Annotated in this window: 27 protein-coding genes; 21 read left to right on the top strand and 6 right to left on the bottom strand. The window is 35.4% G+C overall.

Features of this window, described 5'->3' with window-relative positions:
* The first annotated feature begins 244 nt into the window (after positions 1 to 244).
* A complete protein-coding gene (locus WCV66_RS20610; RefSeq protein ID WP_338786689.1) occupies positions 245 to 1201 on the top strand; it encodes a nitronate monooxygenase family protein in 957 nt (318 codons plus the stop codon).
* A 54-nt stretch (positions 1202 to 1255) separates the two neighbouring features.
* A complete protein-coding gene (locus WCV66_RS20605) occupies positions 1256 to 1525 on the top strand; it encodes a UPF0223 family protein (RefSeq protein WP_338786688.1) in 270 nt (89 codons plus the stop codon).
* A gap of 29 nt (positions 1526 to 1554) precedes the next feature.
* On the opposite strand, the gene WCV66_RS20600 is transcribed toward WCV66_RS20605, so the two are convergent.
* Entirely contained in the window at positions 1555 to 2193 is a 639-nt protein-coding gene (locus WCV66_RS20600) for a DUF1054 domain-containing protein (protein WP_338786687.1), read from the bottom strand.
* A gap of 353 nt (positions 2194 to 2546) precedes the next feature.
* Here WCV66_RS20600 and WCV66_RS20595 point away from each other — a divergent pair, with 353 nt between their 5' ends.
* The 3 genes from WCV66_RS20595 (at position 2547) to WCV66_RS20585 (ending at position 4139) form a co-directional block, all read left to right on the top strand.
* Positions 2547 to 2735 carry a hypothetical protein gene (locus WCV66_RS20595; protein ID WP_066330558.1) on the top strand — a complete coding sequence of 63 codons (189 nt, stop codon included), beginning with the start codon at positions 2547 to 2549 and terminating at the stop codon, positions 2733 to 2735.
* A 151-nt stretch (positions 2736 to 2886) separates the two neighbouring features.
* Positions 2887 to 3675 carry an inositol monophosphatase family protein gene (locus WCV66_RS20590; protein WP_066330551.1) on the top strand — a complete coding sequence of 263 codons (789 nt, stop codon included), beginning with the start codon at positions 2887 to 2889 and terminating at the stop codon, positions 3673 to 3675.
* Positions 3675 to 4139 carry a GNAT family N-acetyltransferase gene (locus WCV66_RS20585; RefSeq protein WP_338786686.1) on the top strand — a complete coding sequence of 155 codons (465 nt, stop codon included), beginning with the start codon at positions 3675 to 3677 and terminating at the stop codon, positions 4137 to 4139. The genes WCV66_RS20590 and WCV66_RS20585 overlap by 1 nt, the downstream gene beginning before the upstream one ends.
* 108 nt (positions 4140 to 4247) lie before the next feature.
* On the opposite strand, the gene WCV66_RS20580 is transcribed toward WCV66_RS20585, so the two are convergent.
* A complete protein-coding gene (locus WCV66_RS20580; RefSeq protein ID WP_066330545.1) occupies positions 4248 to 4433 on the bottom strand; it encodes a YlaF family protein in 186 nt (61 codons plus the stop codon).
* 230 nt (positions 4434 to 4663) lie between these two features.
* Between WCV66_RS20580 and typA the strand changes: the two genes are divergently transcribed.
* Positions 4664 to 6505, top strand: coding sequence for a translational GTPase TypA (gene typA / locus WCV66_RS20575; RefSeq protein ID WP_066330540.1), 1842 nt, complete (start codon positions 4664 to 4666; stop codon positions 6503 to 6505).
* Positions 6506 to 6622: 117 nt separating this feature from the next.
* Complete coding sequence (locus WCV66_RS20570) at positions 6623 to 6940, top strand: YlaH-like family protein (RefSeq protein ID WP_066330534.1); 318 nt, start codon at positions 6623 to 6625, stop codon at positions 6938 to 6940.
* Between the two features lie 450 nt (positions 6941 to 7390).
* On the opposite strand, the gene WCV66_RS20565 is transcribed toward WCV66_RS20570, so the two are convergent.
* The gene (locus WCV66_RS20565) at positions 7391 to 7591 is read right to left on the bottom strand and encodes a YlaI family protein (RefSeq protein WP_066330531.1); all 201 of its coding nucleotides are present in this window, start codon (positions 7589 to 7591) and stop codon (positions 7391 to 7393) included.
* 298 nt (positions 7592 to 7889) lie between these two features.
* On the opposite strand from WCV66_RS20565, the gene WCV66_RS20560 reads away from it, so the two are divergent.
* Positions 7890 to 8348, top strand: coding sequence for a pyridoxamine 5'-phosphate oxidase family protein (locus WCV66_RS20560; RefSeq protein ID WP_066330528.1), 459 nt, complete (start codon positions 7890 to 7892; stop codon positions 8346 to 8348).
* 130 nt (positions 8349 to 8478) lie between these two features.
* Here the strand turns inward: WCV66_RS20560 and WCV66_RS20555 are convergent, their stop codons facing one another.
* Entirely contained in the window at positions 8479 to 9084 is a 606-nt protein-coding gene (locus tag WCV66_RS20555; protein ID WP_066330524.1) for a YhcN/YlaJ family sporulation lipoprotein, read from the bottom strand.
* Between the two features lie 209 nt (positions 9085 to 9293).
* Here WCV66_RS20555 and WCV66_RS20550 point away from each other — a divergent pair, with 209 nt between their 5' ends.
* Positions 9294 to 10622: a PhoH family protein gene (locus WCV66_RS20550; RefSeq protein WP_066330522.1), complete on the top strand. Its 1329-nt coding sequence runs from the start codon at positions 9294 to 9296 to the stop codon at positions 10620 to 10622.
* 67 nt (positions 10623 to 10689) lie between these two features.
* On the opposite strand, the gene WCV66_RS20545 is transcribed toward WCV66_RS20550, so the two are convergent.
* The gene (locus WCV66_RS20545; protein ID WP_338786685.1) at positions 10690 to 11187 is read right to left on the bottom strand and encodes a peptidyl-prolyl cis-trans isomerase; all 498 of its coding nucleotides are present in this window, start codon (positions 11185 to 11187) and stop codon (positions 10690 to 10692) included.
* Between the two features lie 235 nt (positions 11188 to 11422).
* Here WCV66_RS20545 and WCV66_RS20540 point away from each other — a divergent pair, with 235 nt between their 5' ends.
* The 3 genes from WCV66_RS20540 (at position 11423) to pyc (ending at position 16616) form a co-directional block, all read left to right on the top strand.
* On the top strand, positions 11423 to 11704 hold the full coding sequence (locus WCV66_RS20540) for a YlaN family protein (protein ID WP_066330517.1): 282 nt from the start codon (positions 11423 to 11425) through the stop codon (positions 11702 to 11704).
* 148 nt (positions 11705 to 11852) lie between these two features.
* Entirely contained in the window at positions 11853 to 13076 is a 1224-nt protein-coding gene (locus WCV66_RS20535) for an FtsW/RodA/SpoVE family cell cycle protein (RefSeq protein ID WP_066330515.1), read from the top strand.
* Positions 13077 to 13166: 90 nt separating this feature from the next.
* On the top strand, positions 13167 to 16616 hold the full coding sequence (gene pyc / locus WCV66_RS20530; RefSeq protein ID WP_338786684.1) for a pyruvate carboxylase: 3450 nt from the start codon (positions 13167 to 13169) through the stop codon (positions 16614 to 16616).
* Positions 16617 to 16659: 43 nt separating this feature from the next.
* On the opposite strand, the gene WCV66_RS20525 is transcribed toward pyc, so the two are convergent.
* Positions 16660 to 17610 carry a heme A synthase gene (locus WCV66_RS20525; RefSeq protein ID WP_338786683.1) on the bottom strand — a complete coding sequence of 317 codons (951 nt, stop codon included), beginning with the start codon at positions 17608 to 17610 and terminating at the stop codon, positions 16660 to 16662.
* Positions 17611 to 18193: 583 nt separating this feature from the next.
* On the opposite strand from WCV66_RS20525, the gene cyoE reads away from it, so the two are divergent.
* The 9 genes from cyoE to eis all read left to right on the top strand — a co-directional run bounded on the left by cyoE (position 18194) and on the right by eis (position 26903).
* Positions 18194 to 19123 (top strand): heme o synthase, encoded by a 930-nt coding sequence (cyoE, locus tag WCV66_RS20520; RefSeq protein WP_066330508.1) that lies wholly within the window; start codon positions 18194 to 18196, stop codon positions 19121 to 19123.
* Between the two features lie 102 nt (positions 19124 to 19225).
* Positions 19226 to 20311, top strand: coding sequence for a cytochrome c oxidase subunit II (gene coxB, locus WCV66_RS20515; protein WP_066330506.1), 1086 nt, complete (start codon positions 19226 to 19228; stop codon positions 20309 to 20311).
* Between the two features lie 32 nt (positions 20312 to 20343).
* Entirely contained in the window at positions 20344 to 22209 is a 1866-nt protein-coding gene (gene ctaD, locus WCV66_RS20510) for a cytochrome c oxidase subunit I (protein ID WP_338786682.1), read from the top strand.
* Positions 22209 to 22835, top strand: coding sequence for a cytochrome c oxidase subunit III (ctaE, locus tag WCV66_RS20505; RefSeq protein WP_066330504.1), 627 nt, complete (start codon positions 22209 to 22211; stop codon positions 22833 to 22835). Before ctaD ends, ctaE begins: the two co-directional genes overlap by 1 nt.
* Positions 22836 to 22839: 4 nt before the next feature.
* Positions 22840 to 23172 carry a cytochrome c oxidase subunit IVB gene (ctaF, locus tag WCV66_RS20500; RefSeq protein WP_338786681.1) on the top strand — a complete coding sequence of 111 codons (333 nt, stop codon included), beginning with the start codon at positions 22840 to 22842 and terminating at the stop codon, positions 23170 to 23172.
* A gap of 325 nt (positions 23173 to 23497) precedes the next feature.
* Complete coding sequence (ctaG, locus tag WCV66_RS20495) at positions 23498 to 24400, top strand: cytochrome c oxidase assembly factor CtaG (protein ID WP_066330497.1); 903 nt, start codon at positions 23498 to 23500, stop codon at positions 24398 to 24400.
* A 104-nt stretch (positions 24401 to 24504) separates the two neighbouring features.
* Positions 24505 to 24972, top strand: a complete 468-nt coding sequence (locus WCV66_RS20490; protein WP_066330496.1) for a DUF420 domain-containing protein — start codon at positions 24505 to 24507, stop codon at positions 24970 to 24972.
* Between the two features lie 150 nt (positions 24973 to 25122).
* Positions 25123 to 25638, top strand: coding sequence for a GNAT family N-acetyltransferase (locus WCV66_RS20485; protein WP_066330495.1), 516 nt, complete (start codon positions 25123 to 25125; stop codon positions 25636 to 25638).
* Positions 25639 to 25727: 89 nt separating this feature from the next.
* Entirely contained in the window at positions 25728 to 26903 is a 1176-nt protein-coding gene (gene eis / locus WCV66_RS20480; RefSeq protein ID WP_338786680.1) for an enhanced intracellular survival protein Eis, read from the top strand.
* Positions 26904 to 26932 lie beyond the last annotated feature (29 nt).

Here is a 26932-nt window from a genome sequence, read left to right as displayed (position 1 = left end):
CCTTATTTTAGTGTTTTGAAATAATCAATTTTACCGTCAGACGAATCATGTCGAAATCTGTATATTTATAAAAACAAATGAATTATACCTTTATCAATAATGACAGTCAATAAAATAATGCTTAACTTTGCTGTATTTGCAATTGCTTTAGTTAGTCTTCGCAACCCCTAAACATTCATTCATGAAGGATTTTCTTTATTGGTCTAGAATAGAAAAGTGTATTAGAGGAGAGGGGGCTTATGAGATGGATTGGAAATCAAGAGTAACTGATATTTTAAATATCCAATATCCAATTGTACAAGGAGGTCTGGCTTATTTAGCATATTCTGAATTAGCAGCTGCTGTCTCAAATGCAGGAGGTTTAGGTCAAATTACCGCAATGTCATTAGGAGCGCCAGATGCATTAAGAGCAGAAATAAAAAAACTCCGAGAAAAAACCTCTAAGCCATTCGGTGTAAACTTTGCAATAGGTCAACATGGACGGGGGTATGAAGAGCTTGTTGAGGTGGCCATTGAAGAAAAGGTTCCGGTCATCTCAATGACGGGTGGCAATCCTGCACCAATTTTTGATATGTTAAAAGGTGTGGATGTAATGAAACTTGTCTTAGTTGCTGCAAAGCGGCAAGCTGTAAAGGCTGAAGAGCTAGGTGCAGATGCTGTAATGGTTGTCGGTCAGGAAGGTGGGGGTCACTTAGGAAGAAGCGATGTCGGGACGATGGTGTTAATTCCTCAAGTTGTAGATGCTGTATCTATACCTGTCATAGCATCTGGTGGTATTGGTGATGGACGAGGTTTAATGGCAGCACTTAGTCTTGGTGCTGAAGGAATCGAAATGGGTACACGATTTATCGCAACCAAGGAATGTGTACATGCACACCAAGTCTATAAGCAAGCACTAGTAGAATGTGATGAAAATGATACGGTCGTCATCAAAAAATCAATAGGTGCTCCAGCAAGGGCGATTGCGAATAAATGGACAGATCAAATTCTTGAAATAGAAAAAGATTCAGGTGGATATGAGGATCTTAAGAATTATATTAGTGGTGTTGCTAACAAAAGATATATTTATGATGGTAAAATAGATGAAGGTTTTGCATGGGCTGGTCAAGTAATAGGACTTATCTCAGACGTACCATCTGTAAATGACCTAATAGCAAAAATGATCATAGAAGCTGAGGCTATTCGTAGAGAATGGAAATAAGTAGTCACTATGTAGACTGCTGCTTCTAAAAAAGAGAGTGAGGAATGTAACATCATGGATTATCAATATCCGATCTCCTTGGACTGGAGTACAGAAGAAACTGTTGACGTGATTAATTTTTTTGAGTGTATAGAGAAAGCATATGAAAAAGGGATTGATCGTATACAATTAATGAATGCATATCGTAGGTTTAAAGAGATTGTTCCGAGTAAAGCTGAAGAAAAAACGATTGGTAATGAATTTGAAGAGGTAAGTGGATATTCAACCTATCGAGTTATAAAAAAAGCAAAGACATCTGAAGAACTACATATTGTAAGGATGTAGCTAATGTTATCAATAAAAAATGTCCAGGCTCATAGAGCCTGGACATTTTTTAATTCTAATGACAGTTTATACAAAGGGATTAGTGTTTGAAAGGTTTCGAGAATAACTTTAAGTAACTTATCACCGTCATTCAATATTGGGTTTTCCACATTTATGTGACGACCGATAAGAAACTCAGCTTTCTTAACGTCTCTGAACCGCTCTAGAGAACTTTTTAAGTCAATAACATTGAATGGGATAGAATCTTTTTTTGTATGATCTAATGACACACAGAAATCATCTGGAACTGAATTTTTAATAATATCCATATTGTTTAAGAAATTTAACGCTATGTTTTCTTTATTAGGTAATTCGTAAATAAAGGCAAGCCAGATAAAGAGATGGTCATCAAATAAACCAACTTGAAAATGGGGGTGTTGTTTGTAGCCACGTTTATTTGCAGCGATCGCTAACCATGTATCTTTTGGTGGATTTATCGTTCTTCTTGCATGCTTAGCAATATGTAAAAACATTTCATTTTGTAAGATAGATGATAAATCATCAGTTAATGTTTGGCCAATTATTTGAAATTTAGGCTGTATACGCTCCCGAATTGCGTCCATTCGGTCCTCTAAACCATCTATCGTAAATGTTTCAAAATCTTTACTAGTAAACCCATCAAAATTCATTGATCTAAATCCTCCTATTATTCCTACATTTCCTATTTCAAATGTTGAGCTTATATTATATACGGATAAGCACATGTTAGCACAATGATATGCTTTCGAAATACGAATAACACGTTTCGGTATAAAGTGTAGGTGGTATTAGAATAAGGTAAGCCTTTAACAAAACTCTGGCAAGTATATCGCTGTAGTTGGCCAAGAAACTAGGTAAATACACAATTTCATTCGGATAGTTCCAACTTTTTTTAGACTCACATATTATATAAAAAAACTATTAAATACCTTAAATGAATCTTTGAAATCGTTTCATGGTTACCTTGTTTAATGAAAAAAGAGAAGAAAGGGGCGGTAGAAAGATGAAACAAATTGTGAAAACGAGTGGACAAAAAATCATTAACAATCGTATTGGGGTGTTAAGGCTTGAATTGGATTACGAATTAGCCACCCTTTATGAAGCTATGCAAAATAAAGATTCAAAGAAAAAAACAGAATGTAAGCTAAAGCTAGAAAAATTACGAAAAGAGTGGATGAAGCTCCAAGCATAGCGGGAGATGAGGAAATCTACAAACGAACCTCGTTGGGTTCGTTTTTATCTGCGCAACAATAATTGATTGATCTTACTTGCTTTCCTTTAATTCAATACAGTATCCTTAACATAGCACGAGTGAATTTTTTACATAGAAATGAGGTTACTTTATGACGAATTGGAAGGACATTGATCAAAAGGCAAAACAGTGGGTAAAAGAAGCAGGGGAAAAAATTCGTAATTCCTTTGATTCCACACTTTCTATTCAATATAAGTCTAATCCTAACGATTTAGTGACGAATATGGATAAGGAAATTGAACAATTTTTAATTGGTAAAATTCAAGAAACCTACCCAGAACATCGAATATTAGGGGAAGAAGGCTATGGTGATGAAGTAACATCATTAGATGGAGTATTGTGGATTATTGATCCAATTGATGGAACAATGAACTTTGTTCACCAGCAAAGAAATTTTGCCATTTCAGTAGGTATATACGGGGATGGTATAGGATATATAGGGTTGATTTATGATGTTGTACATAATGAATTATATCATGCGTTTAAAGGGGAAGGAGCATTTATGAATGACCTCCCGTTACCGATGCTTGACAAAGTAAAGATAGAAGAAGCGATCGTAAGTGTTAATGCTACATGGTTATTAGAAAATCCAAGGATTGATCATAATCTAATGACTAAAATTGTAAAAAAGGTACGTGGGACACGTTCATATGGTTCTGCAGCCTTAGAGTGTGCCTATGTTGCCTCAGGTCGTCTTGACGCATATATGACAATGAGACTCGCTCCATGGGACTTTGCAGCTGGCTTGGTATTAATTGAAGAGGTAGGAGGGAGTATGTCAACGATTACGGGTGAGAAGCTTGATTTACTTACAAAGAATTCTTTCTTCGTCGGTGAAAAAAGTCTTCACAACTTAATATTAACGGAATACTTAATCTAGTGATTTTACTCTCTTCAAGGGCTTTAGAAAAAGATGATTATGAGTTTTTTAAAGAAATCATTTTTGAAAGCAACGAATGGCAAAGTGAGGAATGTAAAGTAGAAGATTTGCAATCATATTTATTGTCGTACAAAATGTTCAATGGTGAATGGAGAATTTGGAAATCAGGTGACAAACAGGTAGGCGTGACCTATTTAATGGAATGGTCTCCAGCAAATGAGAAACCTTGGATTGGAACCATTCTTGTTCATCCACAATTACGGATGAAAGGCTTTGGGAAAAGTATCGTAACTGAAATTGGAAGTGAACTAAGTCGAAAAGGACATAAAGCGTTATTCGTTGGTTGTCCAATTCAACAGGGTACATGGATTCAATTTTTGGGGAAGTGTGGATTTGAACAATTTAAGGTCGAGTTCGATGAATACTCATCAAAAGAGTTTATGATAGCAGTTAAGCCTTTATAATTTTTGCTTTTCTTTTTCAAAAGGAATTTTAATATAAGAAAAACGAAGGCTTTAGCTATTAATACCAAGCATAAGCCTTCGCTTTCTATATTATTAATGGTTGATGTCTTATAAAAGTCCTTTTTCGCGCATTCTTTTTTTCATGATAAAGCCTGATGCCATAACGGCATTTAATCCAATGATCGCTAGTAGAATTCCAGGTATACTCCGCTCTCCTACAGCAATTCCTATTCCTATCATACAAGCTGCAGCTAAGAAAGCTAATACGACAAAAATCCACTTACCAAGTCTCATAAAACCGACCTCTCCCAACCGAAAAGAAAAATATTTTATTATACTTCCTTTAGTTTAACTAAAATCTTAACACTTTTCTACATTGTTTATGGTATAATATCGAAGGTAATTTTGAAATTATAATGATAACAATTAGAATACTGCGAAAAGTCATACTGTATTACTTATTTAAAGTATGGAAAACCTTTTAGTAGAGCCTATTTGAATATACATTTTTAGGAGATGAAAGAGTGAAATTACGAAACGATATTCGCAACATAGCTATTATTGCCCACGTAGACCATGGTAAAACAACATTGGTTGATCAACTTTTGCACCAATCAGGAACATTCCGTACAAACGAAAATGTCGCAGAACGTGCAATGGACTCAAATGATTTAGAGCGCGAACGCGGGATTACTATTTTAGCTAAAAACACAGCAATTAATTATAAAGACACTCGTATTAACATCATGGATACACCAGGCCATGCTGACTTTGGTGGAGAGGTAGAGCGTATCATGAAAATGGTAGATGGAGTTCTACTTGTTGTAGATGCTTATGAAGGCTGTATGCCACAAACGCGTTTTGTTTTAAAGAAAGCGTTAGAGCAAAATTTAACTCCAATTGTAGTGGTAAATAAAATCGACCGTGATTTTGCACGTCCATCAGAAGTAGTTGATGAAGTGTTAGATTTATTTATTGAGCTTGATGCAAATGAAGATCAGTTGGATTTCCCAGTTGTATTTGCTTCTGCAATAAATGGAACTGCAAGTACAAGCCCAGATCCAGCAGATCAAGAGGAAAACATGGTCGCTATATTTGATTCGATTGTTGAACATATTCCAGCACCAGTCGATAATAGAGAGGAACCACTACAATTCCAAGTAGCGTTACTTGATTATAATGATTATGTTGGACGAATTGGTATCGGACGTGTATTCCGTGGAACAATGCAAGTTGGCCAGCAAGTATCCTTAATGAAAATCGATGGTTCTATTAAGAACTTCCGTGTAACAAAACTATTTGGCTTCCAAGGCTTAAGACGTGTTGAAATTGAACAAGCAGAAGCTGGGGACCTAGTCGCTGTATCTGGAATGGAAGATATTAACGTTGGTGAAACGGTTTGTCCTGTGGAACATCAAGAAGCTTTACCAATTCTTCGTATTGATGAACCAACATTACAAATGACTTTTGCTGTAAATAACAGTCCATTCGCAGGACGTGAAGGTAAATTTGTTACTTCTCGTAAAATAGAAGAACGCTTATTGTCTCAATTACAAACAGATGTAAGCTTACGTGTTGACCCAACTGCTTCTCCAGATGCTTGGATCGTTTCTGGACGTGGAGAGCTTCATCTTTCAATCTTAATTGAAAATATGCGCCGTGAAGGTTTTGAACTTCAAGTTTCTAAACCAGAGGTTATCGTAAAAGAAATTGATGGTGTAAAATGTGAGCCGGTTGAACGTGTACAAATCGATGTACCTGAAGAACATACTGGCGGAGTAATGGAATCAATCGGTGCCCGTAAAGGTGAAATGATCGATATGATCAACAATGGTAACGGTCAAGTAAGATTAATCTTTAATGTACCTGCTCGTGGATTAATAGGTTATTCAACAGAATTTATGTCTTTAACTCGTGGTTTTGGTATTATTAATCATACTTTTGATAGCTACCAACCAATGCAGAAGGGTCAGGTTGGAGGACGTCGTCAAGGTGTACTTGTTTCCATGGAAAATGGTAAATCCACAACTTATGGTATTCAAGGAGTCGAAGATCGCGGTATTATCTTCATTGAAGCTGGTGTGGATGTTTATGAAGGTATGATTGTTGGAGAACATACTCGTGAAAATGATCTAGTTGTAAATATTTGCAAAATGAAACAACAAACAAATATTCGTTCAGCTAACAAAGATCAAACGAACACGATGAAAAAACCACGTATCATGTCTTTAGAAGAAGCGCTTGAATACTTGAATGAAGATGAGTATTGTGAATTAACACCAGAATCAATCAGACTTAGAAAGAAAATTCTTGACAAAAACGAGCGTGAAAAATCAGCGAAAAAGAAAAAATTAGCAGGGATTTAAGCTTAAGAAATTATTTTTATAAAATAAAAAAGAGGGCTGATTCACTTTGATTCAGCCTCTTTCTATACATTCTAAAATCATGTATTGAGGAAAGGTACTGTGCTAGGAGGAGAAAAATTGGATGTAACAGAAAGGCTTTCGTTTTTTCCAAGCTTATACCGTGTTGTCGAATACCCAAAGGTAGGAATGTGGATGCTTTATATAACCATTCTCCTTTTATCCATCCTTGTTTTTAAGCTGGGATTTGCGAAAAAACTACCTATTTTAAAATCAGCTGTTATTTATTTGTTTTTAGCTTTGGGTTGTACAGTTCTAACCTTTTTAGGGATATTTTTACCGGTGGCAGAAGGATTGGTTGTTGCTTCGCTTATATTAATCATTTATAAGATAAGACTCTATCAATCAAAGAAACAAGAAGCAGAAGAGGTTAAATAAAACAAAGGTTCTGATTCAAATGTCAGAACCTTTGTTTTATTTGATTAAACATTAGTGGGAGAAGTAGTGCATATAGAAAATGACCTATTATCCACCATAAAATGGCTAGTCCATTACTTAAGGCTGGAGTTTCTTTTATGGAAAAAATCGTAAGTGGAAAATATAATAGAACTGTTGGGGTTGTAAAAACAAACGATAGAACGAATTGTTGCCTGAGATGAAGGTTCAACTTTTCGCAAAAGTAAAAATATACTACGCTTATAAAAATGGAAACAATTAAATGGAGTGAGAACTCTAGCGTTTCTGGTAAGTGTTTGTTATACAAAAAATCTATGTTTAACAAAAGTGTATAGACTTTTAATTCTGTAATAAATTGAATAAATTTTAAGAACAAACCTAAAACAGTTCCGCTAATCACCCCAGTTAAGAATCCTCTCCATATGGATTTGCTCACCAAGAGTCTTCAGACTTTTTGTCCTGATATAATCTGAATTTTCCTGTAGCAATTCGAGCATTTGTTTTTTCTTCAATTCTCTCATTACATGGTTTACACATATATGTATGAATCGGACGGTTCCTTAGACGTTTCGCAATTAACGTTTCATCTTCAATCGTCTCAACCTTATCACAAATAACACATTTTACTCTCATTATTCACCTCAAACAATTATTGTAGCAGCTTAATAATAGCGCTCTTTCTTACTAGTATATCACGTATTATACAAAAACAAATATGACGTTTTCAATCGCCGACTAATTTGTAGAACATATAAGCGTTTTCTCCTATTTGGACATTATACGTTAAGAAGACAAAAGTGGATAAAAATAATAAGTTAGTTGGTATCCTTTCATATTTCCATGAAAAACACACATCAAGAATGACTTATAGTTGGAACAATTTAGAAAAAAGGGTATGATATTAGTATAAAGCGGAAAGGGAGGGATTCCAATGGCAAATAAGGTTGAAACAGAATTGATTGAACCATTATTTAATGGTCTACAGAAAGAACGTTTCGTGACAATTGCAACAATAGACCATGAAACAAATTCTCCAAATGTAAGTGCGATTTCTTGGGTATATGCACCCGATAGAGATCGAATTTTCTTCGCAATTGATCAACGCTCAAGAATTGTTGAAAATATCAAACAACATCCTGCAATTGTTTTGAATATGATTGCAAACGAATCTACATATTCGATAAATGGAAATGCGCATATAAAAGAGGAAAGGCTTGAAGGTGTTCCGCTTAAACTAGCATTAATTGAATTAACAATTTCAGAAGTTCGCGATGTTATGTTTTACGGTTCTAAAATATCTTCAGAACCACTTTATGAAAAAACATATGATGAGAAAGCTGCTGCTAAGCTAGATAAGCAAGTATTAATTGCTATGAAGAATAATGCATAGAAAAGGACTGCTACTAAGCTGATGAATTCTAAAGAACAGTACTACATGTATTCAAATACATGGTCATACTTTAATTCTTATTTATTCATCAATTAGGGGGCAGTCCTTTTGTTTGTAAGACTTTTTTAACCTATTTCTTCATATGGTTGTTAGATTGATCTTGTTGTTCTTTTTCTAACAATTTTTCTTCATCATTCGATAATTGATCATTATTTTGATTAGTAGGCTGTTTTTGTTGGTTGTCAAGGATTTCATTTGGTATCTCAGGAACAACGCGTCCTACAATAGCTGCTAGCTCATCAAGTATACCGACAATAGGGCGACCTTCGCTGATTTCACGGCCCATCTCACGGAGTCTGACATTTGTATCAGCGTCAGCAATAACAACAGCACTTGCACCATATGGATCATGCATCAAGCTTTCAGCAACAGTATATTTTATCGATTCAACTTTATTTCGATCTAATTCTGAATTTACATCAATACCTATAACAGCAAATTTGCCTATAACTACTGCTGTTGCATCATTCACTTGTGGAATTTCATTGGCAAGTTCAACTAAATGCTTTGAAATTTGTTGACCAGTTTTACGATCAATATTTTCATCAACACTATTTTTAACATTAATTGGTGTACCATCATCATTTTCTTGATCTGTTTTCGGTGCACCTTGATTTACAGTACAACCGGTAAGAGCAATGGCTGTTAGTAGTAAAACAGTAAATAAATATCTCATGAAATCACTCCTTAAAAGTTAGGATCACATATATGAAGGTCCTGAATGAAGGTTTTTTCCTTGCTTTTTAACTTTATTGTCTAATAAACCTTCTATCTTTATTCATCCTTTCATATATTTTAGCAACGCTTCATTCACAGCTTGACTTTTTTTCACTACCTAATTGTTTCACTCCATAAAAAAATAGCAACGGAGTAGGAGGCGGAGGTTTGAGGAAGATTTATGTTCTAGACACAAATGTATTGTTGCAAGATCCGAATTCAATTTTTTCTTTTGAAGAAAATGAGGTAATTATTCCCGCAGTAGTATTAGAAGAGGTGGATTCAAAAAAGCGCTACATGGACGAAATAGGCCGTAATGCTAGACAAGTATCAAAACTGATTGATCAACTAAGGGAATCAGGAAAATTACATGAGAAAATTCCTTTGCCAAACGGTGGATCATTAAGGATTGAATTAAATCATCGTTCATTTCATCAGCTTCAAGAAATTTTTGTAGAAAAAACAAATGATAACCGTATTTTAGCAGTTGCCAAAAATTTATCATTAGAGGAGCAGACGAAGGAAAATGGCCGAGCTGTAATATTAGTCAGTAAAGACACTTTAGTTCGGGTTAAAGCAGATGCAATTGGGCTAATTGCAGAGGATTTTCTCAGTGACCGTGTAGTAGAAATTGATCATATTTACACAGGATTTCTTGATTTGTATATAAGTAGTGATAAATTAGATCGTTTTTATGAAAAAAATGAATTAATTCTTTCTGAGATAACAAATCATCCATTTTACCCCAATCAGTTTGTCGTTATGAAGGATGCGTTAGGCGGCTCCGCTTCAGCAATAGGCAAGGTAGATCATTCTGGGAAGAAGATTCAACGACTTGTATTTGATCATGATCATATTTGGGGAATTCGACCTCGAAATGTTCAGCAAACGATGGCATTAGAGCTATTACTACGAACCGACATACCATTAGTAACTCTTATTGGTAAAGCAGGAACCGGCAAAACATTACTGGCTCTTGCTGCGGGACTCATGCAAACAGAGGATTTAGGTACTTATAAAAAGTTACTTGTTGCAAGACCAATCGTTCCTGTAGGGAAAGATTTAGGATTTTTACCAGGTGAAAAGGAAGAAAAGCTAAGACCTTGGATGCAACCAATTTATGATAATTTAGAGTATTTATTTAATACGAAAAAACCAGGAGAGCTTGATGCTATATTAGCGGGGATGGGTTCAATCGAAGTTGAGGCACTAACGTATATTAGAGGAAGAAGTATCCCTGAACAAATTATTCTGATCGATGAAGCGCAAAACTTAACAAAGCATGAGGTTAAAACGATTTTGACCCGTGTTGGTGAGAGAAGTAAAATCGTCTTAATGGGTGACCCCGAACAAATTGATCATCCGTATTTAGATGAGTATAACAATGGGCTCACGTATGTAGTTGAAAAATTTAAGGATCAGCCAATCGCCGGACATGTGCGCTTAGTAAAAGGTGAACGATCAGGTTTGGCACAGCTTGCAGCAGATTTGCTTTAAGTGAAGGTTTAAAAAGGGGCAGAAGGTTTAGCTCTGTCTGCCCCTTTTTACAGATGATGAACCAACATTAAAGAACATTGATTTGTTTTATATGCTTTACCGGATCAGATGCATTTGAACCGTCTCCTAAATAAACGTAGATTGGTCCATCTTCCTTTAATGGCTTGCCTTGCATACTAAATCCTAATATGACTTCATTTGCTTCCTCAATCGATATTATGAAAGGTTTTTCACTAGTAACAAATTCAACTTTTAATGCATCATCTTGAATTCCTGCATTTTGAAGAAAGGGCTTTAATGGAACTCCAAATGAACCATTTAACACTCTTTGTTTTTCGTATGTACGTTCAGTTTTTAGTGTAGGAGGGTAAATTGCTCCTTCTCTAATTTCTCTTTCCCAATGCTTTGATACTGACTTCGTATATTCTTCGAGTTCATCTGTTGTTTCTTGCTCTGTGATAAAAAAAGTGGTTAAATCAACTTTTCTATCATCGAAGATCCACACACCAGGATCTAATGTTATTTCATAATCCACCTTGCCTTTTATCATGACGATTGCTTCCATTATAAACACTCCTTTACATCGCAAGTATAAGCTTTTCAAGAAAATTTGTCACACTATATGAAAAATGCACATTCTATCTGTGTTACTTGAGCTGAAATTACCTGCTTCTTATAGAAATCACAATTCATTGAAAGTAAAAGTTCATGTTTAGGCTGTTTGTCCTTGCTTTTTCAACGATTTGGATTTAATATTAATACATAGAAAAGGGTAATCGCTCGGAAACGGAGGGATTAATTTGGCGTCTGAGATTGCTGTTGATCATCGAGAAAAGGCACTTGCTATATTAAAGGCAGATGCTGACAAAATCATGAAATTGATTAAAGTCCAAATGGACAATTTAACGATGCCTCAATGTCCTCTTTATGAAGAGGTTTTAGATACACAAATGTTTGGTTTATCTAGAGAAATAGACTTTGCTGTAAGGCTAGGCTTAATTGAGGAACGTGAAGGAAAAGACCTGCTTGATTCACTTGAGCGAGAGTTGTCTGCATTACATGATGCATTTACAGCCAAATAATTAACCAAAACTCAAACTAACTTTAAGTAAGTTTGAGTTTTTTTATTTTTAACAAGTTTTTAAAGGAATTTCATTTTTCTAGGTCGAAGATATAGTAAAATAAAAGCAACATAGAATAACCCCATGATTAGATAAGGAAGAGATAATAATGGTTAAGAAAATACTAAAATCTTATGATTATTCATTAATATTAGCTGTGGTTTTATTATGCGCATTTGGACTTGTTATGGTCTATAGCTCTAGTATGATAACAGCTGTTGCTCGCTATGAGGTGGAAGCTGATTATTTTTTTCAGCGTCAAAAACTAGCTTTAATTGCTGGTGGTTTAGCCTTTATCGTGATGATGATTTTTCCATATAGAGCTTTTCTAACAAGTGGAATGTTGAAGTTAATTGTGTTTGGTTCTATTGGTTTGTTAGTCTCTTTATTTTTTATTGGTCACGTTGCAGGAAATGCACAAAGTTGGATTAAGCTAGGTGGAATGAATCTTCAGCCTGGTGAATTTGTAAAACTTAGTGTGATTATTTATTTAGCAGCAGTTTATGATAAGAAACAATCATACATAGATGAATTTGGTAGAGGGGTTTTACCACCATTGATTTTTACTGGGATCATCTGTTTTTTTGTGATTATTCAACCAGATTTTGGGACTGCTTTTATAATAGGAATGATCGCGATTTGTATGATCCTTTGCTCTGGAATGGCGATTAAAAGTATAGGCAAACTTATTTCTCTCGTTTTATTATTCGGTATTCTTATGTCACCTATAATCATGTTTAAAGCTGATCAAATTTTTAGTGAGGAACGGTTAAGTCGTTTCACTGGTTTTGCAGATCCTTTTGCTCATGAAGGTGGAGCTGGTTATCAGCTAGTAAACTCATTTTATGCCATAGGATCTGGTGGTTTAACAGGATTAGGACTCGGTCAAAGTGTACAAAAGTACGGATACCTACCTGAATCGCACACAGATTTTATCATGGCAGTAATTGCTGAGGAATTAGGAATCTTTGGTGTCATGTTTGTTCTAATTCTTCTCTCATTTATTATCTTAAAAGGATTTTCCATTGCTCGTAAATGTCAGGATCCTTTTGGTACATTACTTTCGGTCGGAATCTCAAGTATGATAGCTATTCAAGCAATGATTAACCTTGGCGGCTTAACAGGGCTTATACCTATTACTGGTGTTCCGCTTCCCTTTATTAGTTATGGAGGTTCCTCGATCCTTTTATTACTCATTTCCATGGGACTACTAGTTAATGTTTCAATGTTTACCACATATCGAGAAACGTATCAAAAGCCAACAACTCAAGAAGTCAAGCCTGCTGCAGTTATCAAGCCATTACAACAAAAAAACAACTCTTCAATGCGTTAAAGAAACAATTAAATGTGTTACGTAATTAGTGCAATATGTTATACTTTTCGATAAAGAATAACTTATTGCACTGTCAAAAGGGGGATTATTATGTCGTTAAGAAGAAAGATTAGCAAATTATTAGTTGCAAACAGAGGCGAAATTGCGATCCGTGTATTTCGCGCATGTACAGAATTACATATTCGTACAGTTGCGATTTATTCTAAAGAGGATTCTGGTTCGTATCATCGGTATAAAGCTGATGAAGCATATCTTGTAGGCGAGGGTAAGAAGCCAATCGATGCTTATTTGGATATTGAAGGTATTATCGAAATTGCAAAAAATAATAAAGTAGACGCTATCCATCCGGGTTATGGATTTTTATCTGAAAATATTCATTTCGCTAGACGCTGTGAAGAGGAAGGGATTATTTTTGTTGGACCAGAATCAAAACACTTAGACATGTTTGGTGATAAAGTAAAGGCACGTACACAAGCTGAGTTAGCGAGTATTCCAGTTATTCCTGGAAGTGATGGACCAGTTACAAACTTGGACGAAGCGATCCAATTTGGTGAAAATTTCGGTTATCCATTCATGATTAAAGCCTCTTTAGGTGGTGGTGGAAGAGGGATGCGCATCGTTCGTAGTGAATCTGGATTAAAAGAATCATATGAACGGGCTAAATCTGAAGCGAAAGCCGCTTTTGGTAATGATGAGGTATATGTCGAGAAATTCATAGAAAACCCTAAGCATATTGAAGTGCAGATTTTTGGGGACCATGAGGGAAATATTGTACACCTTTATGAAAGGGATTGCTCTGTTCAAAGACGTCATCAAAAGGTTGTTGAAGTTGCACCAAGTGTTTCTCTATCTGAGGAATTGAGAATTGAGATATGTGAAGCAGCTGTGAAATTAATGAAAAATGTTCAATATTTAAACGCAGGAACAGTTGAATTTTTAGTTTCAGGTGAGGAATACTTTTTCATAGAAGTAAACCCACGTGTTCAAGTTGAGCATACTATTACTGAAATGATAACCGGAATTGATATCGTTCAAACGCAAATTATGGTCGCTCAAGGTCATTTGCTTACTGGTAAGGAAATCGGTATCACATCTCAAGAACAAATTAAGATAAATGGTTATGCTATTCAATCACGTGTAACAACTGAAGATCCTCTTAATAATTTTATGCCAGATACAGGTAAGATTATGGCTTATCGTTCGGGTGGTGGTTTTGGCGTACGACTAGACGCTGGGAATGGCTTTCAAGGTGCAGTAATTACACCACATTATGATTCATTATTGGTTAAACTTTCAACTCAGGCACTAACATTTGAGCAAGCTGCATCTAAAATGGTCAGAAACTTAAGGGAATTCAGAATTCGTGGCATTAAAACAAATATACCGTTTTTAGAAAATGTCGTTAAGCATCAAGACTTTTTATCTGGCAAATATAATACATCATTTATTGATTCAACTCCTGAATTATTTGTCTTTCCAAAACGTAAGGATCGCGGAACTAAAATGCTTACATATATAGGGAATGTAACTGTGAATGGATTTCCGGGAATTGGGGAAAAGAAGAAGCCAGTTTTTGATAAGCCTGTTATTCCAAAGGTCAAATACACTGAGGAAATTCCTAGTGGAACAAAGCAAATATTAGATACTCATGGTGCTGATGGACTGGTCAACTGGATTAAGGATCAATCGCAAGTTTTATTAACAGACACCACTTTCCGAGACGGGCATCAATCCTTACTTGCTACACGTGTACGAACTACTGACTTAAAGCATATTGCTGAACCGACTGCACGTTTGATTCCTGATTTATTCTCCTTAGAAATGTGGGGAGGAGCTACGTTTGATGTTGCTTATCGCTTTTTAAAAGAAGATCCATGGGAGCGTCTGTTAACTATTAGAGAAAAGGCTCCTAATGTGCTGTTACAAATGCTGCTTCGTGCATCAAATGCAGTAGGATACAAAAATTATCCTGATAATGTAATTAAAGAATTTGTAGAAAAGTCTGCTTTCGCAGGCATTGATGTCTTTAGAATATTTGATAGTCTTAACTGGGTAAAAGGTATGACTTTGGCCATTGATGCTGTTCGAGATAATGGCAAAATTGCTGAAGCTGCAATTTGTTATACAGGAGATATTCTTGATTCTACTAGGCAAAAATATGACCTTACTTATTATAAGGATTTGGCAAAGGAACTTGAACAATCTGGTGCCCACATTTTAGCGATTAAAGATATGGCGGGACTATTAAAACCGCAAGCTGCATATAACTTAATCTCAACACTTAAAGAAACAGTTGATTTACCTATCCATCTTCATACTCATGACACAAGCGGAAATGGTATATTTACCTATGCAAAGGCAATCGAAGCAGGGGTAGATATTGTTGATGTGGCGGTAAGTTCGATGGCAGGTTTAACATCACAGCCAAGTGCTAATTCTCTATACCATGCACTAGAAGGAATCAAACGTCAGCCAAAGGTTGATATAAATTCACTAGAGAAGCTTTCACAATACTGGGAAGGTGTAAGAAAGTATTATGCTGATTTTGAGAGTGGTATGAATGCACCTCATTCAGAAATATATATGCATGAAATGCCAGGTGGTCAATATAGTAACCTACAGCAACAAGCTAAAGCAGTTGGGCTAGGTGACAAATGGAATGACGTTAAAGAAATGTATCGTCGTGTTAATGATCTTTTTGGAGATATTGTTAAAGTTACACCATCTTCAAAGGTTGTAGGAGATATGGCATTATTTATGGTGCAAAACAAACTGAATGAAGATGATATTTTTGAAAGAGGAGAATCATTAGATTTTCCTGATTCAGTCATTGAATTATTTGAAGGCTATTTAGGTCAACCACATGGTGGATTTCCAAAAGAGTTGCAACGGATTATATTAAAAGGTCGTTCCCCATTAACTGAACGACCAGGTGAACGACTTGAGCCTGTTAATTTCCAGGCAATGAAAGAAGATCTTTTCCATAGTTTGGGAAGACCTGTAACAAGCTTTGAGGCAATAGCAAATGCACTTTATCCAAAGGTATTTACAGAATATATTAAAACTTGTGATGCATACGGTGATATTTCGGTGTTGGATACACCTACCTTCTTATATGGTATGAGATTGGGTGAAGAAATCGAGGTTGAAATAGAACAAGGAAAAACACTGATAGTGAAACTTGTTTCAGTTGGAGAGCCTCAAGCAGATGGTACAAGAATTGTTTACTTTGAACTAAATGGACAACCTCGTGAAGTTGTCATAAAGGATGAAAGCGTCAAATCTACTGTAGTTACTAAGATAAAGGCGGATAGTGGAAATGATGAACACATCGGAGCAACAATGCCAGGAACAGTAATAAAAGTTCTTGTTGAAAAGGGTGAGAAGGTAAATAAAGGTGACCATCTCATTATTACTGAAGCAATGAAAATGGAAACAACTGTTCAAGCGCCTTTTGCGGGAACTGTAAAAGGAATTCATGTATCAAATGGCGAAGGTATTCAAACCGGTGATTTATTGATTGAAGTAGTGAAAGGTTAAATGAAAAGGGACTGACAAATAATTGTCAGTCCCTTTTCATTTATTAAAAATTAGTTTTCTCATTAGACTCATCAAGAACATCTTGATTTTCTAAATTCATTTTGTTTCTACTTACTAACAATATGAAATAGCTTAATAGCCCAAATAAACAAGAGATAATTAATGCGTGGGACAAAGCAATATAAAGATTCAATCCTGTAATAACAACAAGTGCACCTGTCGTCACTTGTAAGCATACTAGAATAAACGCAATGATCCATCCCCAATAAATGACTTTTTGATGCTTATGATGTTTTATTGCTCGCCAAGTTGCATATGCAATCCAAATGAAGATCACACCAGCGGCAAGACGATGCCCCATTTGAATCCATTCATGCAAGGTTACGGGCATACCTCCAGCACGCCTACTGCAAAGCGGCCAATCAGGACAAGCAAGACTAGCTCCTTTATGTCTCACATATGCACCTGTATAAACAACTACATAAGAGTAGAGAATAATACCAATCATGTGAAACTTCATTTGTTTATCGATAATTATCGTTTTTGCATCAAACTTTTTGTCTACTTCAAATATCAATAATGTTAAAAGTAAGACAGAAGCAAAGGAAATAAGCGATATTCCGAAATGAAGAGCGAGTACAGCATCTGACTGACCCCACTTAACTGCAGCTGCGCCAATCAATGCTTGTAGGACTAAAAAGAATGTCGAGAGTAAGCTTAAGAATTTTGTCTCTCTAACATGGCCAATCTTTCTCCATGACCAAATAGAAAGGATTAAAACTGTAATCCCAGCAAGTCCACTAACTAACCGATGGCTTAATTCTATAACAAGCTCAAATGTAATTTCACTTGGCACAAACTCGCCATGACATAAAGGCCAAGAATTTCCACATCCTGCACCTGACTCAGTCTTTGTAACAAGGGCACCGCCGATTAAGACAAATAACATAATTATTGTCGTTAAAACAGCAAACCATTTAAGAGCACGTTGCAAAATGTTCACCTACTTATATACTAAAATGATAAAAATGTAATGGTAAATACTCATCGATAGTACACAATGTAAAAGAAAAAGACAATAAATTAACTAAAAAGTTCACAAAGTTATACGATATTAAGAAAGTTACGAGCTTTATGAACAGAGATTGTAAATTTAATAAAAAATGATTTGTTAAAAAGGGTTGAATATTCAGTTGGAGTTTGCTAGAAATAAAAAGGGGATATATTACAAGTATTGTCATTAATTGAAATACAAGAAGTTTTGTTCCATATTGATTTTTATTTCTTAAGAATTACTTCTAAATTTATGATAAAATAGGAAGGCTTGGATTTAAGGAAATCAATCTTGATGTTACCCTTTCACAATTTCGACAAAATTACTTCATGAATTGTTCACAATTTCGTGTGGAATTATGATTTAATATCAAGTAGACCGTTTTTAATTTGTCGTTTTTTTAGTATCATAGTATATAGAAAATTAGCATGTTGGAACCGCCTTCATCTCCTTGCCAAATAAATAGGAAATACATGATAATAGAGTTTTAGCAGAATGATATGAAAGTTAGGAGGTACTATAATTGGCAAATACAAAAGTTTTGGATGAAGCCGCAATAAAGCATCATTCAAACGATATACACGAAACAACGCTTTGGAAAGATTTTCTTTCTTTAATAAAAGTAGGAATTGTTAATTCAAATGCAATAACAACATTTACTGGTATATGGCTAGCGCTTTATTTTAGTGATAAAGGGTTTCTAGCTAATATCGATCTTGTCTTATATACGTTAATTGGGTCTTCCTTAGTTATTGCAGGTTCATGTGCAATCAATAACTATTATGATCGTGACATCGATCACTTGATGGAACGTACCAAGGAAAGACCAACTGTAACTGGTAAAATGAATCCACTTCAGGCATTGTGGATTGGGATTTTTCTCCTAACTGTAGGGTTTGTATTTATGTTAATGACAACATTAACAGCAACAATTATTTCTTTAGTTGGAGTTGTTACATATATCTTTCTTTATACGATGTGGTCAAAACGCCTGTATACAATTAATACTGTAATAGGTAGTGTCTCTGGTGCTGTACCACCCTTAATTGGATGGGCAGCTGTTGATGCCAATTTAAGCGTGATGGCATGGGTACTATTTTTAATAATGTTTATCTGGCAACCACCACATTTTTTAGCTCTAGCAATGCGTAGAACAGAGGAATATCGTGCAGCAAACATTCCTATGCTTCCAGTTGTACATGGGTTTGACATAACAAAACGTCAAATAATGGTATGGATTGCATGCTTACTTCCATTACCATTCTATCTTTATGAATTAGGTACAGGCTTTCTGATTTTAGCATCAGCCTTAAATGTTGGATGGATTGTCATTGGGTTTAAAGGGTTTAACAATAAAGATTTAGAGATGAAATGGGCTACAAAGATGTTCGTTTACTCTATCAACTATTTAACAATCTTGTTTGTTTCAATGGTGCTTTTCACCATTGTATAATGCTGAAATTCTTTCTTAAAAAGAATTTATTTATAAAAAGAGTTCCTTAAATGAGATACTGATAGGACTTTTAAATTACTGAAAGAGGGGTTTGATTTAGCTATGAGAAAATGGCTGACAAAATGGCGTCTATTTTCATTATTCGCAGTTATGACGCTTGTCTTAGCCGGCTGTGGTGAACCGTTTCTTTCCACGCTTAAACCTGCTGGTGAGGTAGCGGATATGCAGTACGACCTTATGGTGTTAAGTACTCTTATCATGGTTGTGGTCATTGCAGTCGTAACTGTAATCTTCATTTATGTTGTCGTTAAATTCCGTAGACGTAAAGGTGAAGAAAACAACATTCCTGTTCAAGTTGAGGGGAATCATAAGCTAGAAATCATTTGGACTGTTATTCCTATTCTTTTACTTCTTGTCTTAACAATTCCGGTTGTAACTGCAACATTTAAACTTGCAGAAGTGGATGCAATTGAGGATGAGAACCGTAAGCCAGAAGACGCAATCGTAGTAAATGTACGTGCAAATCTATACTGGTGGGAATTTGAATATCCAGACTATGGTGTTGTAACTAGCCAAGACTTAGTTGTTCCAACTGATGAGAAAGTTTACTTTAACTTGATATCATCTGATGTTAAGCATTCATTCTGGATTCCTTCTATAGGCGGTAAGATGGATACTAACACTGAAAACGTAAACCAAATGTGGTTGAAATTTGATTCAGAAAGAATGGATCAAGCTGAAGCAGGAGAATATTTCTATGGTAAATGTGCTGAGCTTTGTGGTCCTTCACATGGTTTAATGGACTTTAAAGTTAAACCGATTTCAAGAGACGATTTTGACCAATGGATCTCTGACATGAAAGACTCAAATGCTGTTGCTTCAACTGATTTAGCAAAGCAAGGCGAACAATTATTCGAAGAAAAGGGATGTATCTCATGCCACGCAGTATCACCTACTGATGAGCGACCAGCAGCTGCAAGGACTGCTCCTAACTTAGCTACATTTGGAGAACGTGCACGCGTTGCAGGAATTCTTGAACATAATGAGGAAAATGTTCGTGCATGGTTAGAAGATCCTGAAAGCTTTAAGCCTGGTAACAAGATGACTGGTACTTATCCAGAATTAGCTGATGAAGAGCTAGATGCTCTTACAGAATACTTAATGGGGCTAAAAGTCTCTAGCAATTAACTATTGAGCAAAATGAAAAGGGAGGTAACACTGTGAGCACGTTAACTCAGAAAAAAGGGGTCGGTGCGGTTATATGGGACTACTTAACAACAGTGGACCATAAAAAAATCGCCATCCTTTACCTGATATCCGGTGGCTTCTTCTTCCTTGTTGGTGGATTAGAAGCAATGCTGATCCGCATTCAGCTGGCAGTTCCGAATAATGATTTTGTTAGTGCTGGTCTTTATAATGAAGTATTAACAATGCACGGAACTACGATGATATTCCTAGCTGCAATGCCTTTAATATTCGCATTAATGAATGCGGTTGTACCATTACAAATTGGTGCTCGTGACGTAGCATTTCCATTCTTAAACTCATTAGGATTTTGGTTATTCTTCTTTGGAGGAATCTTCCTAAATTTAAGTTGGTTTTTAGGTGGAGCACCTGATGCAGGTTGGACTTCTTATGCGTCATTAGCCTTAAACTCACCTGGACATGGTGTAGATTTTTATTTACTAGGATTACAGGTTTCGGGTTTAGGTACGCTTATAGCGGGGATTAACTTCCTTGCAACAATTATTAACATGCGTGCACCTGGAATGACTTACATGCGTATGCCATTATTTACATGGACTACATTTGTAGCATCAGCACTTATTTTATTTGCTTTCCCTGCATTAACTGTAGGATTAGCGTTACTTATGTTTGACCGTTTATTCGGTACAGCATTCTTTGACCCAGCATTGGGTGGTAACACAGTGATTTTTGAGCATTTATTCTGGATTTTTGGACACCCTGAAGTATATATCTTGATTTTACCTGCATTCGGTATTTTCTCAGATATTTTACCTACTTTCTCTAAGAAACGTTTGTTTGGATACTCTTCGATGGTATTCGCAACTGTATTAATTGGTTTCTTAGGATTCATGGTATGGGCTCACCATATGTTTACAACTGGTTTAGGACCGATTGCAAATGCCATTTTTGCAGTTGCAACTATGGCAATTGCTGTGCCAACTGGGATTAAAATTTTCAACTGGCTATTTACAATTTGGGGCGGTTCTGTAAAGTTCACTTCTCCAATGGTTTGGTCGGTTGCTTTTATTCCTACGTTCGTAATGGGTGGAGTAACAGGTGTAATGTTAGCGGCAGCAGCAGCTGACTATCAATATCATGATAGCTATTTCGTAGTTGCTCACTTCCACTATGTAATCGTAGGTGGGGTTGTATTCTCATTATTTGCCGGTGCTACTTATTGGTGGCCAACAATGTTTGGAAAAATGTTAAACGAAAAGCTGAATATGATCATTTTTGCTCTATTCTTCACTGGCTTCCATTTAACATTCTTTATCCAACATTTCCTAGGTCTAATGGGTATGCCTCGTCGTATTTTCACATTTTTACCTGGTCAAGGTTTAGAAACAGGTAACTTTGTTAGTACAATCGGTGCATTCTTAATGGCTGCAGGTACAATTGTTTTACTGATTAATATTGTTTATACATCTGTAAAAGGGAAAAAAGTTGGTAGAGATCCATGGGGAGAAGGTCGTACACTTGAGTGGGCGATTTCATCACCACCTCCAGAGTATAACTTTAAACAAACGCCACTTATTCGTGGTTTAGATGCACTATGGGTTGAAAAAATGGAAGGCAATAAAGAAATGACACCAGCAGAACCTCTGGGTGACATTCATATGCCGAACGGTTCAATTTTACCGTTTATCATGTCATTTGGATTATTCATCGTATCATTCGGATTACTATATCGCGAAGACTATGGCTGGGCGTTACCTGCTATTATTGTAGGGTTCATTATTACATTTGCTGCAATGTTCTTCCGTTCTGTTATCGATGATCATGGGTATCATATTCATAAAGAGGATCTACTTAATGAAGATAAAGGAGGGAAAGCATAATGGCACATGTTGAAGAGAAATTAACAGCAGAAAATTTTCCTGCGTCGCCTGAAAAAGCTACCCTCGAAGGTAAAAATAAATTTACTGGCTTTTGGTTGTTTTTAGGTGGAGAGACTGTTTTATTCGCTAGTCTCTTTGCCACTTTCTTAGCATTAAGAGAGTCAACAGCTGGAGGAGCAACTACTCAAGAACTATTTGAAATACCACTGACATTCGTTGCTACTATGTTACTTTTAACATCAAGTTTAACAAGTGTTTACGCTATGTATCATATGAAGAATTTTAACTTTGGCAAAATGCAGTTGTGGTTAGTGATCACAGTTCTTCTTGGATTAGCTTTCCTCATATTGGAGATTTATGAGTTTAATCACTATATTCATCATTATGAGTTTACAATTACTAGTAGTGCTCTTGGCTCAGCGTTCTATACATTAGTTGGAACACATGGATTACACGTTGCGTTCGGTCTATTATGGATTACAACATTAATTGTTCGTAATGCAAAACGTGGATTAAGCTTGTACAATGCTCCTAAATATTATGTAGCTAGTTTGTACTGGCATTTCATTGACGTAGTTTGGGTGTTTATCTTTACAGTTGTATACTTAATGGGAATGGTGGGATAAATTGATGGCAAATAATCAAAATTCAGCAAACCCAAGAGTAGACTTAGCCTATCGTCGTAAGAAAAATAAAGAGGAAATGAAGCATCAGGTAGTAACGTTTGCAATGATGATTTTCTTTACAATTGTTGCATTTATCGCTGTTGGTTATGAAGGAGTTGGTGAATGGTTTAAAGTTCCATTTATTATCCTTTTAGCAGTGATACAGGTTATTTTTCAGCTTTATTACTTCATGCATATGAGTCATAAAGGACATGAAACGGCAGCGTTATTTTTATACTCAGGTGTTGGTGTAGCTGCATTAACAGTATTAACATTTGTTACAATAATTTGGTGGTAATATTAATGAAAAGGAGCAATTAGCTATATGCTGATTGCTCTTTTTTGAATTCTTGGCTCTAAGCTTTTGTTCAAGTATCAGAATATATAGCTTATCTTATTAGTTTTGGTGTCTAGCTCCAGCGCCTAGACCCTCGGAGTAATAAGCCATTCAGGAATTGAAGATAAAGAACGTCTTAACGTCTTCTATTCCTGAGCAACTTATGCCTGTCGTCGCGTCTGATAAAGACACTTGTGCTTTCTTATTTGTCATAGAACGTTCATTGATACGTGATAATTGGATGTGTATAATAGTCGTGAAGGACTAGCTAAAGGAGCTGATTTGTATGAGCTTTGAAATTTTTGGATTTCGTGCATTATGGAGTCCATATTATTTGGTTGTAATGATTTTAATAATGGTATTATACTTTATGATAATTGGACCATGGCGTTCAAAATTTAAAGATCATACTCCAGTAACGACAAAACAACAAATTTTGTTTGTAACAGGTATTATTGCTTTATATGTAAGTAAAGGAAGTCCAGTTGACTTGTTGGGCCATATTATGTTTAGTGCACACATGACTCAAATGGCTATTTTATATTTGGTTGTACCACCTTTACTTATCCTAGGTATTCCAGATTGGTTATGGAAGGCAATTATTTATCGACCTTTTATTAAGCCTTTAATCAAAGTATTTACTAAGCCAATTATTGCATTGATACTTTTTAATAGTATATTTTCGATTTACCATATCCCAATGGTATTTGACTTTGTAAAAACTGATCCTTTATACCATGCAGCAATGACGACTTTTATCTTTATTACAGCGATGTTTATGTGGTTACCTTTACTAAGCACACTCCCAGATTGGAAATCGCTTACAGGAATAAAAAAAGTAGGGTATATTTTTGCTAATGGAATTTTATTGACACCTGCATGTGCTTTGATTATTTTTGCAACTGATCCTATGTATGCAACATACTCTGAACCACAAGCATGGTTAAATGCACTACAATTATGTGTTCCAGCTGATATGCTTGCCGGTCTTAATTTAACAGGTCCTGAAATGTTTAATACATTACCAACAGTCGAGGATCAACAGCTTGGTGGAGTACTCATGAAGATTATTCAAGAAATCGTTTACGGGTCAATCCTTGCTTATATCTTTTTCCAATGGGCTCGTAAGGAACGTCAAAAAGATGAGCTTGATTTGAAAAAAAACTTTTCGCCTGAACCAGTTAAATAAAATTTTGAGGGTGAGTCAAAACAATGGTCAGCCAGTTTTTATCACCCTCATTTTAATGAATAAAAACGCTACATAAACTTTTTTATTGAAGGAATGGACTAAAAATGAATACAACATTACCTATATTACCAACCATTAGTACAACGTTTATTGTGTTAAGTGCAATAACTGTAGCAATTGGTTGGTACTTAATTAAGCAACGGAAAATTGAAGCACATATGAAGGCCATGACAGTTGCGGCAATTTTTGCTTTAATCTTTTTCATAATCTATGCTTCTAGAACGATTTTTATTGGAAACACTGCTTTCGGAGGCCCTGCTGATATTGAAATATATTATACAGTTTTTCTAATTTTTCATATAACCTTAGCAACTGTGGGTGCGGTATTTGGTATCATTTCGTTGGTAACTGGGTATAAGAAAAACTTGAAGGCACATCGTAAGTTAGGTCCGATTACAAGTGTTGTTTGGTTTTTTACTGGTATTACAGGTGTTGCTGTTTATTTATTACTGTATGTTTTTTATAGTGGTGGGGAAACAACTTCAGTCATTAAAGCAATCTTAGGGTTTTAAACATATTTTCAAGGTGGTTTAGAATAAACTGTTCTAAACCACCTTTTTTTTTGTATAGGATATAAATTAAGTAAACAAAAGTTTGTGTATAGGTTCAATCGTATCTCTTATTGATGATGACCAAAAATCAAAAAGAGGGGAGAGAATGTTTTGATTGAAATTTTAACGAATCGGCTAATGATCATACCTTGTTCACTTGATATTGCCAAATCATTAGTGTTTCATCGAAAGGAGCTAGATAAACGTTCTCCAATTGAATTCCCATTTGGTTGGCCTTCTTCTTTTGTAAAGGGCTTTCTTCCTTACTATATAGAATGCTTAGAAACAAAGGAAAAGGCAAATGATTGTGGACTTTGGTTAATTATTTTGTACGAAGAGAAGAAAATAATTGGTGATATTTTATTGCTAGGTAAGCCTTCTAAGGAAGGAGAGGTAGAATTGTGTTATCATGTGGAGGATAAGTCTGTAGATGAAACCATTGCCTATGAAGCTGTAGATGCTTTCATTGATTGGTTAACGTATCAAAAATCAGTTAAAAAGGTTGTAATGGAGTGTGATGTACAACAAGATCTCTCAATTAGACTTTTTGATAAATTAGGAATGGTCTGCACGAAAAAAGATGGTCGTTTTTTAAAATGGGAAATTCAAAAAAAGGATTTGGAATAAACAACTGTTATTCAATGAAAATGTATGAGCAGAGACACAGGTGGATTGTGGGCATATTCCCCCTCTCCACCAATTAGGAGTGAAGTTCATTGATACGAGTTATTACTAATGAAGACTACGAAAACGTTTTAAAACTATCTGAATTTGCGTTTCAATATACTATATCTGAGCAAGAACTAGAGAGTACAATAAAAAAACTGGATAAGCAGTACATAATAGGTGACTTTGAAAAAGATGACCTAAAAGCAAAACTTCATATTTATTCTCTAGAAGTTAATATTAAAAATAGAGTATTTAAAATGGGAGGAGTTGCTTCGGTTGCGACATGGCCTGAAGTAAGAAGAACTCGAAAGGTTGCACAGTTAATAGAAGAGGGACTCCACTGGATGAATATGAAGGAATTTGATATCTCGTATTTGCATCCGTTTTATGTTCCTTTTTATAGAAAATTTGGTTGGGAACTAATTTGTACTGATAAAACATATACGATCCAAAAAGAAGATTTGATGTTTTTACATAGTCAAAGTGGGAATATTGTTAGAAAGTCAAAAGAAGAGGCTCTTCCTTCTTTAATGAGCCTGTATCGTTCGTTTACAGAAAACAATAATAGCATGTTAATAAGAGATAAAAGCTGGTGGACAGATGTCGTTTTAAACAAGGGAGAACATGTTGTTTTTCATGTTAATGAAGAAAATGAAGCAGATGGTTACATGATTTATTCATTAGAGAATCGTGAATTAATTGTTCATGAAGTGATTGTTTTAAATGAATCTATGAAAAAGGATTTCTGGAATTTTATATGTCAGCATGATTCAATGGTATCAACAGTTAAATGGAAATCATATGAGGGAGACCCTTTGACTTTGATTCTACCAAATCCAAGAGTTCAAACCGATATTCATCCATATTTTATGGGGAGAATTGTTAATGTACAAAGGTTTTTAGAGAAGTATCCGTTTTTTATTCAAGGGGAAAAGCCACTAATTCTTCATGTGTCAGATCCAGTCTGTAACTGGAACAATGGATCTTTCTTTCTCGAAGGTGAGGCAATTAAGGTTTTTCAAAAAGAGAAAGGTATATGCAATAATTCACCAAGGAAAGGTTTAAGAATGGATATTGGAATTTTGACAGCAGTGTTACTTGGTCATCAAGACCCGATTCAGCTTTATAAGCTAGGAACGATACAAGGAGAAGAACAACAACTAAAATTATTAATAGACATCATACCTCCTTTAGGATCATCTTTACTGTTTGATTTTTTCTAATCCAAAATATCGATTAAAATTAACCAATA

This window comes from Metabacillus rhizosphaerae (assembly GCF_037201795.1).
GTDB lineage: Bacteria > Bacillota > Bacilli > Bacillales > Bacillaceae > Metabacillus > Metabacillus rhizosphaerae.
This window is presented reverse-complemented; position numbering and strand designations above follow the sequence as displayed.

Coding starts and splice junctions, on each gene's coding strand:
- WCV66_RS20610 (WP_338786689.1), top strand. CDS start 245: ATGGATTGGAAATCAAGAGTAACTGATATTTTAAATATCCAATATCCA.
- WCV66_RS20605 (WP_338786688.1), top strand. CDS start 1,256: ATGGATTATCAATATCCGATCTCCTTGGACTGGAGTACAGAAGAAACT.
- WCV66_RS20600 (WP_338786687.1), bottom strand. CDS start 2,193: ATGAATTTTGATGGGTTTACTAGTAAAGATTTTGAAACATTTACGATA.
- WCV66_RS20595 (WP_066330558.1), top strand. CDS start 2,547: ATGAAACAAATTGTGAAAACGAGTGGACAAAAAATCATTAACAATCGT.
- WCV66_RS20590 (WP_066330551.1), top strand. CDS start 2,887: ATGACGAATTGGAAGGACATTGATCAAAAGGCAAAACAGTGGGTAAAA.
- WCV66_RS20580 (WP_066330545.1), bottom strand. CDS start 4,433: ATGAGACTTGGTAAGTGGATTTTTGTCGTATTAGCTTTCTTAGCTGCA.
- WCV66_RS20565 (WP_066330531.1), bottom strand. CDS start 7,591: ATGAGAGTAAAATGTGTTATTTGTGATAAGGTTGAGACGATTGAAGAT.
- WCV66_RS20560 (WP_066330528.1), top strand. CDS start 7,890: ATGGCAAATAAGGTTGAAACAGAATTGATTGAACCATTATTTAATGGT.
- WCV66_RS20555 (WP_066330524.1), bottom strand. CDS start 9,084: ATGAGATATTTATTTACTGTTTTACTACTAACAGCCATTGCTCTTACC.
- WCV66_RS20545 (WP_338786685.1), bottom strand. CDS start 11,187: ATGGAAGCAATCGTCATGATAAAAGGCAAGGTGGATTATGAAATAACA.
- WCV66_RS20535 (WP_066330515.1), top strand. CDS start 11,853: ATGGTTAAGAAAATACTAAAATCTTATGATTATTCATTAATATTAGCT.
- pyc (WP_338786684.1), top strand. CDS start 13,167: ATGTCGTTAAGAAGAAAGATTAGCAAATTATTAGTTGCAAACAGAGGC.
- coxB (WP_066330506.1), top strand. CDS start 19,226: ATGAGAAAATGGCTGACAAAATGGCGTCTATTTTCATTATTCGCAGTT.
- ctaE (WP_066330504.1), top strand. CDS start 22,209: ATGGCACATGTTGAAGAGAAATTAACAGCAGAAAATTTTCCTGCGTCG.
- ctaF (WP_338786681.1), top strand. CDS start 22,840: ATGGCAAATAATCAAAATTCAGCAAACCCAAGAGTAGACTTAGCCTAT.
- ctaG (WP_066330497.1), top strand. CDS start 23,498: ATGAGCTTTGAAATTTTTGGATTTCGTGCATTATGGAGTCCATATTAT.
- WCV66_RS20490 (WP_066330496.1), top strand. CDS start 24,505: ATGAATACAACATTACCTATATTACCAACCATTAGTACAACGTTTATT.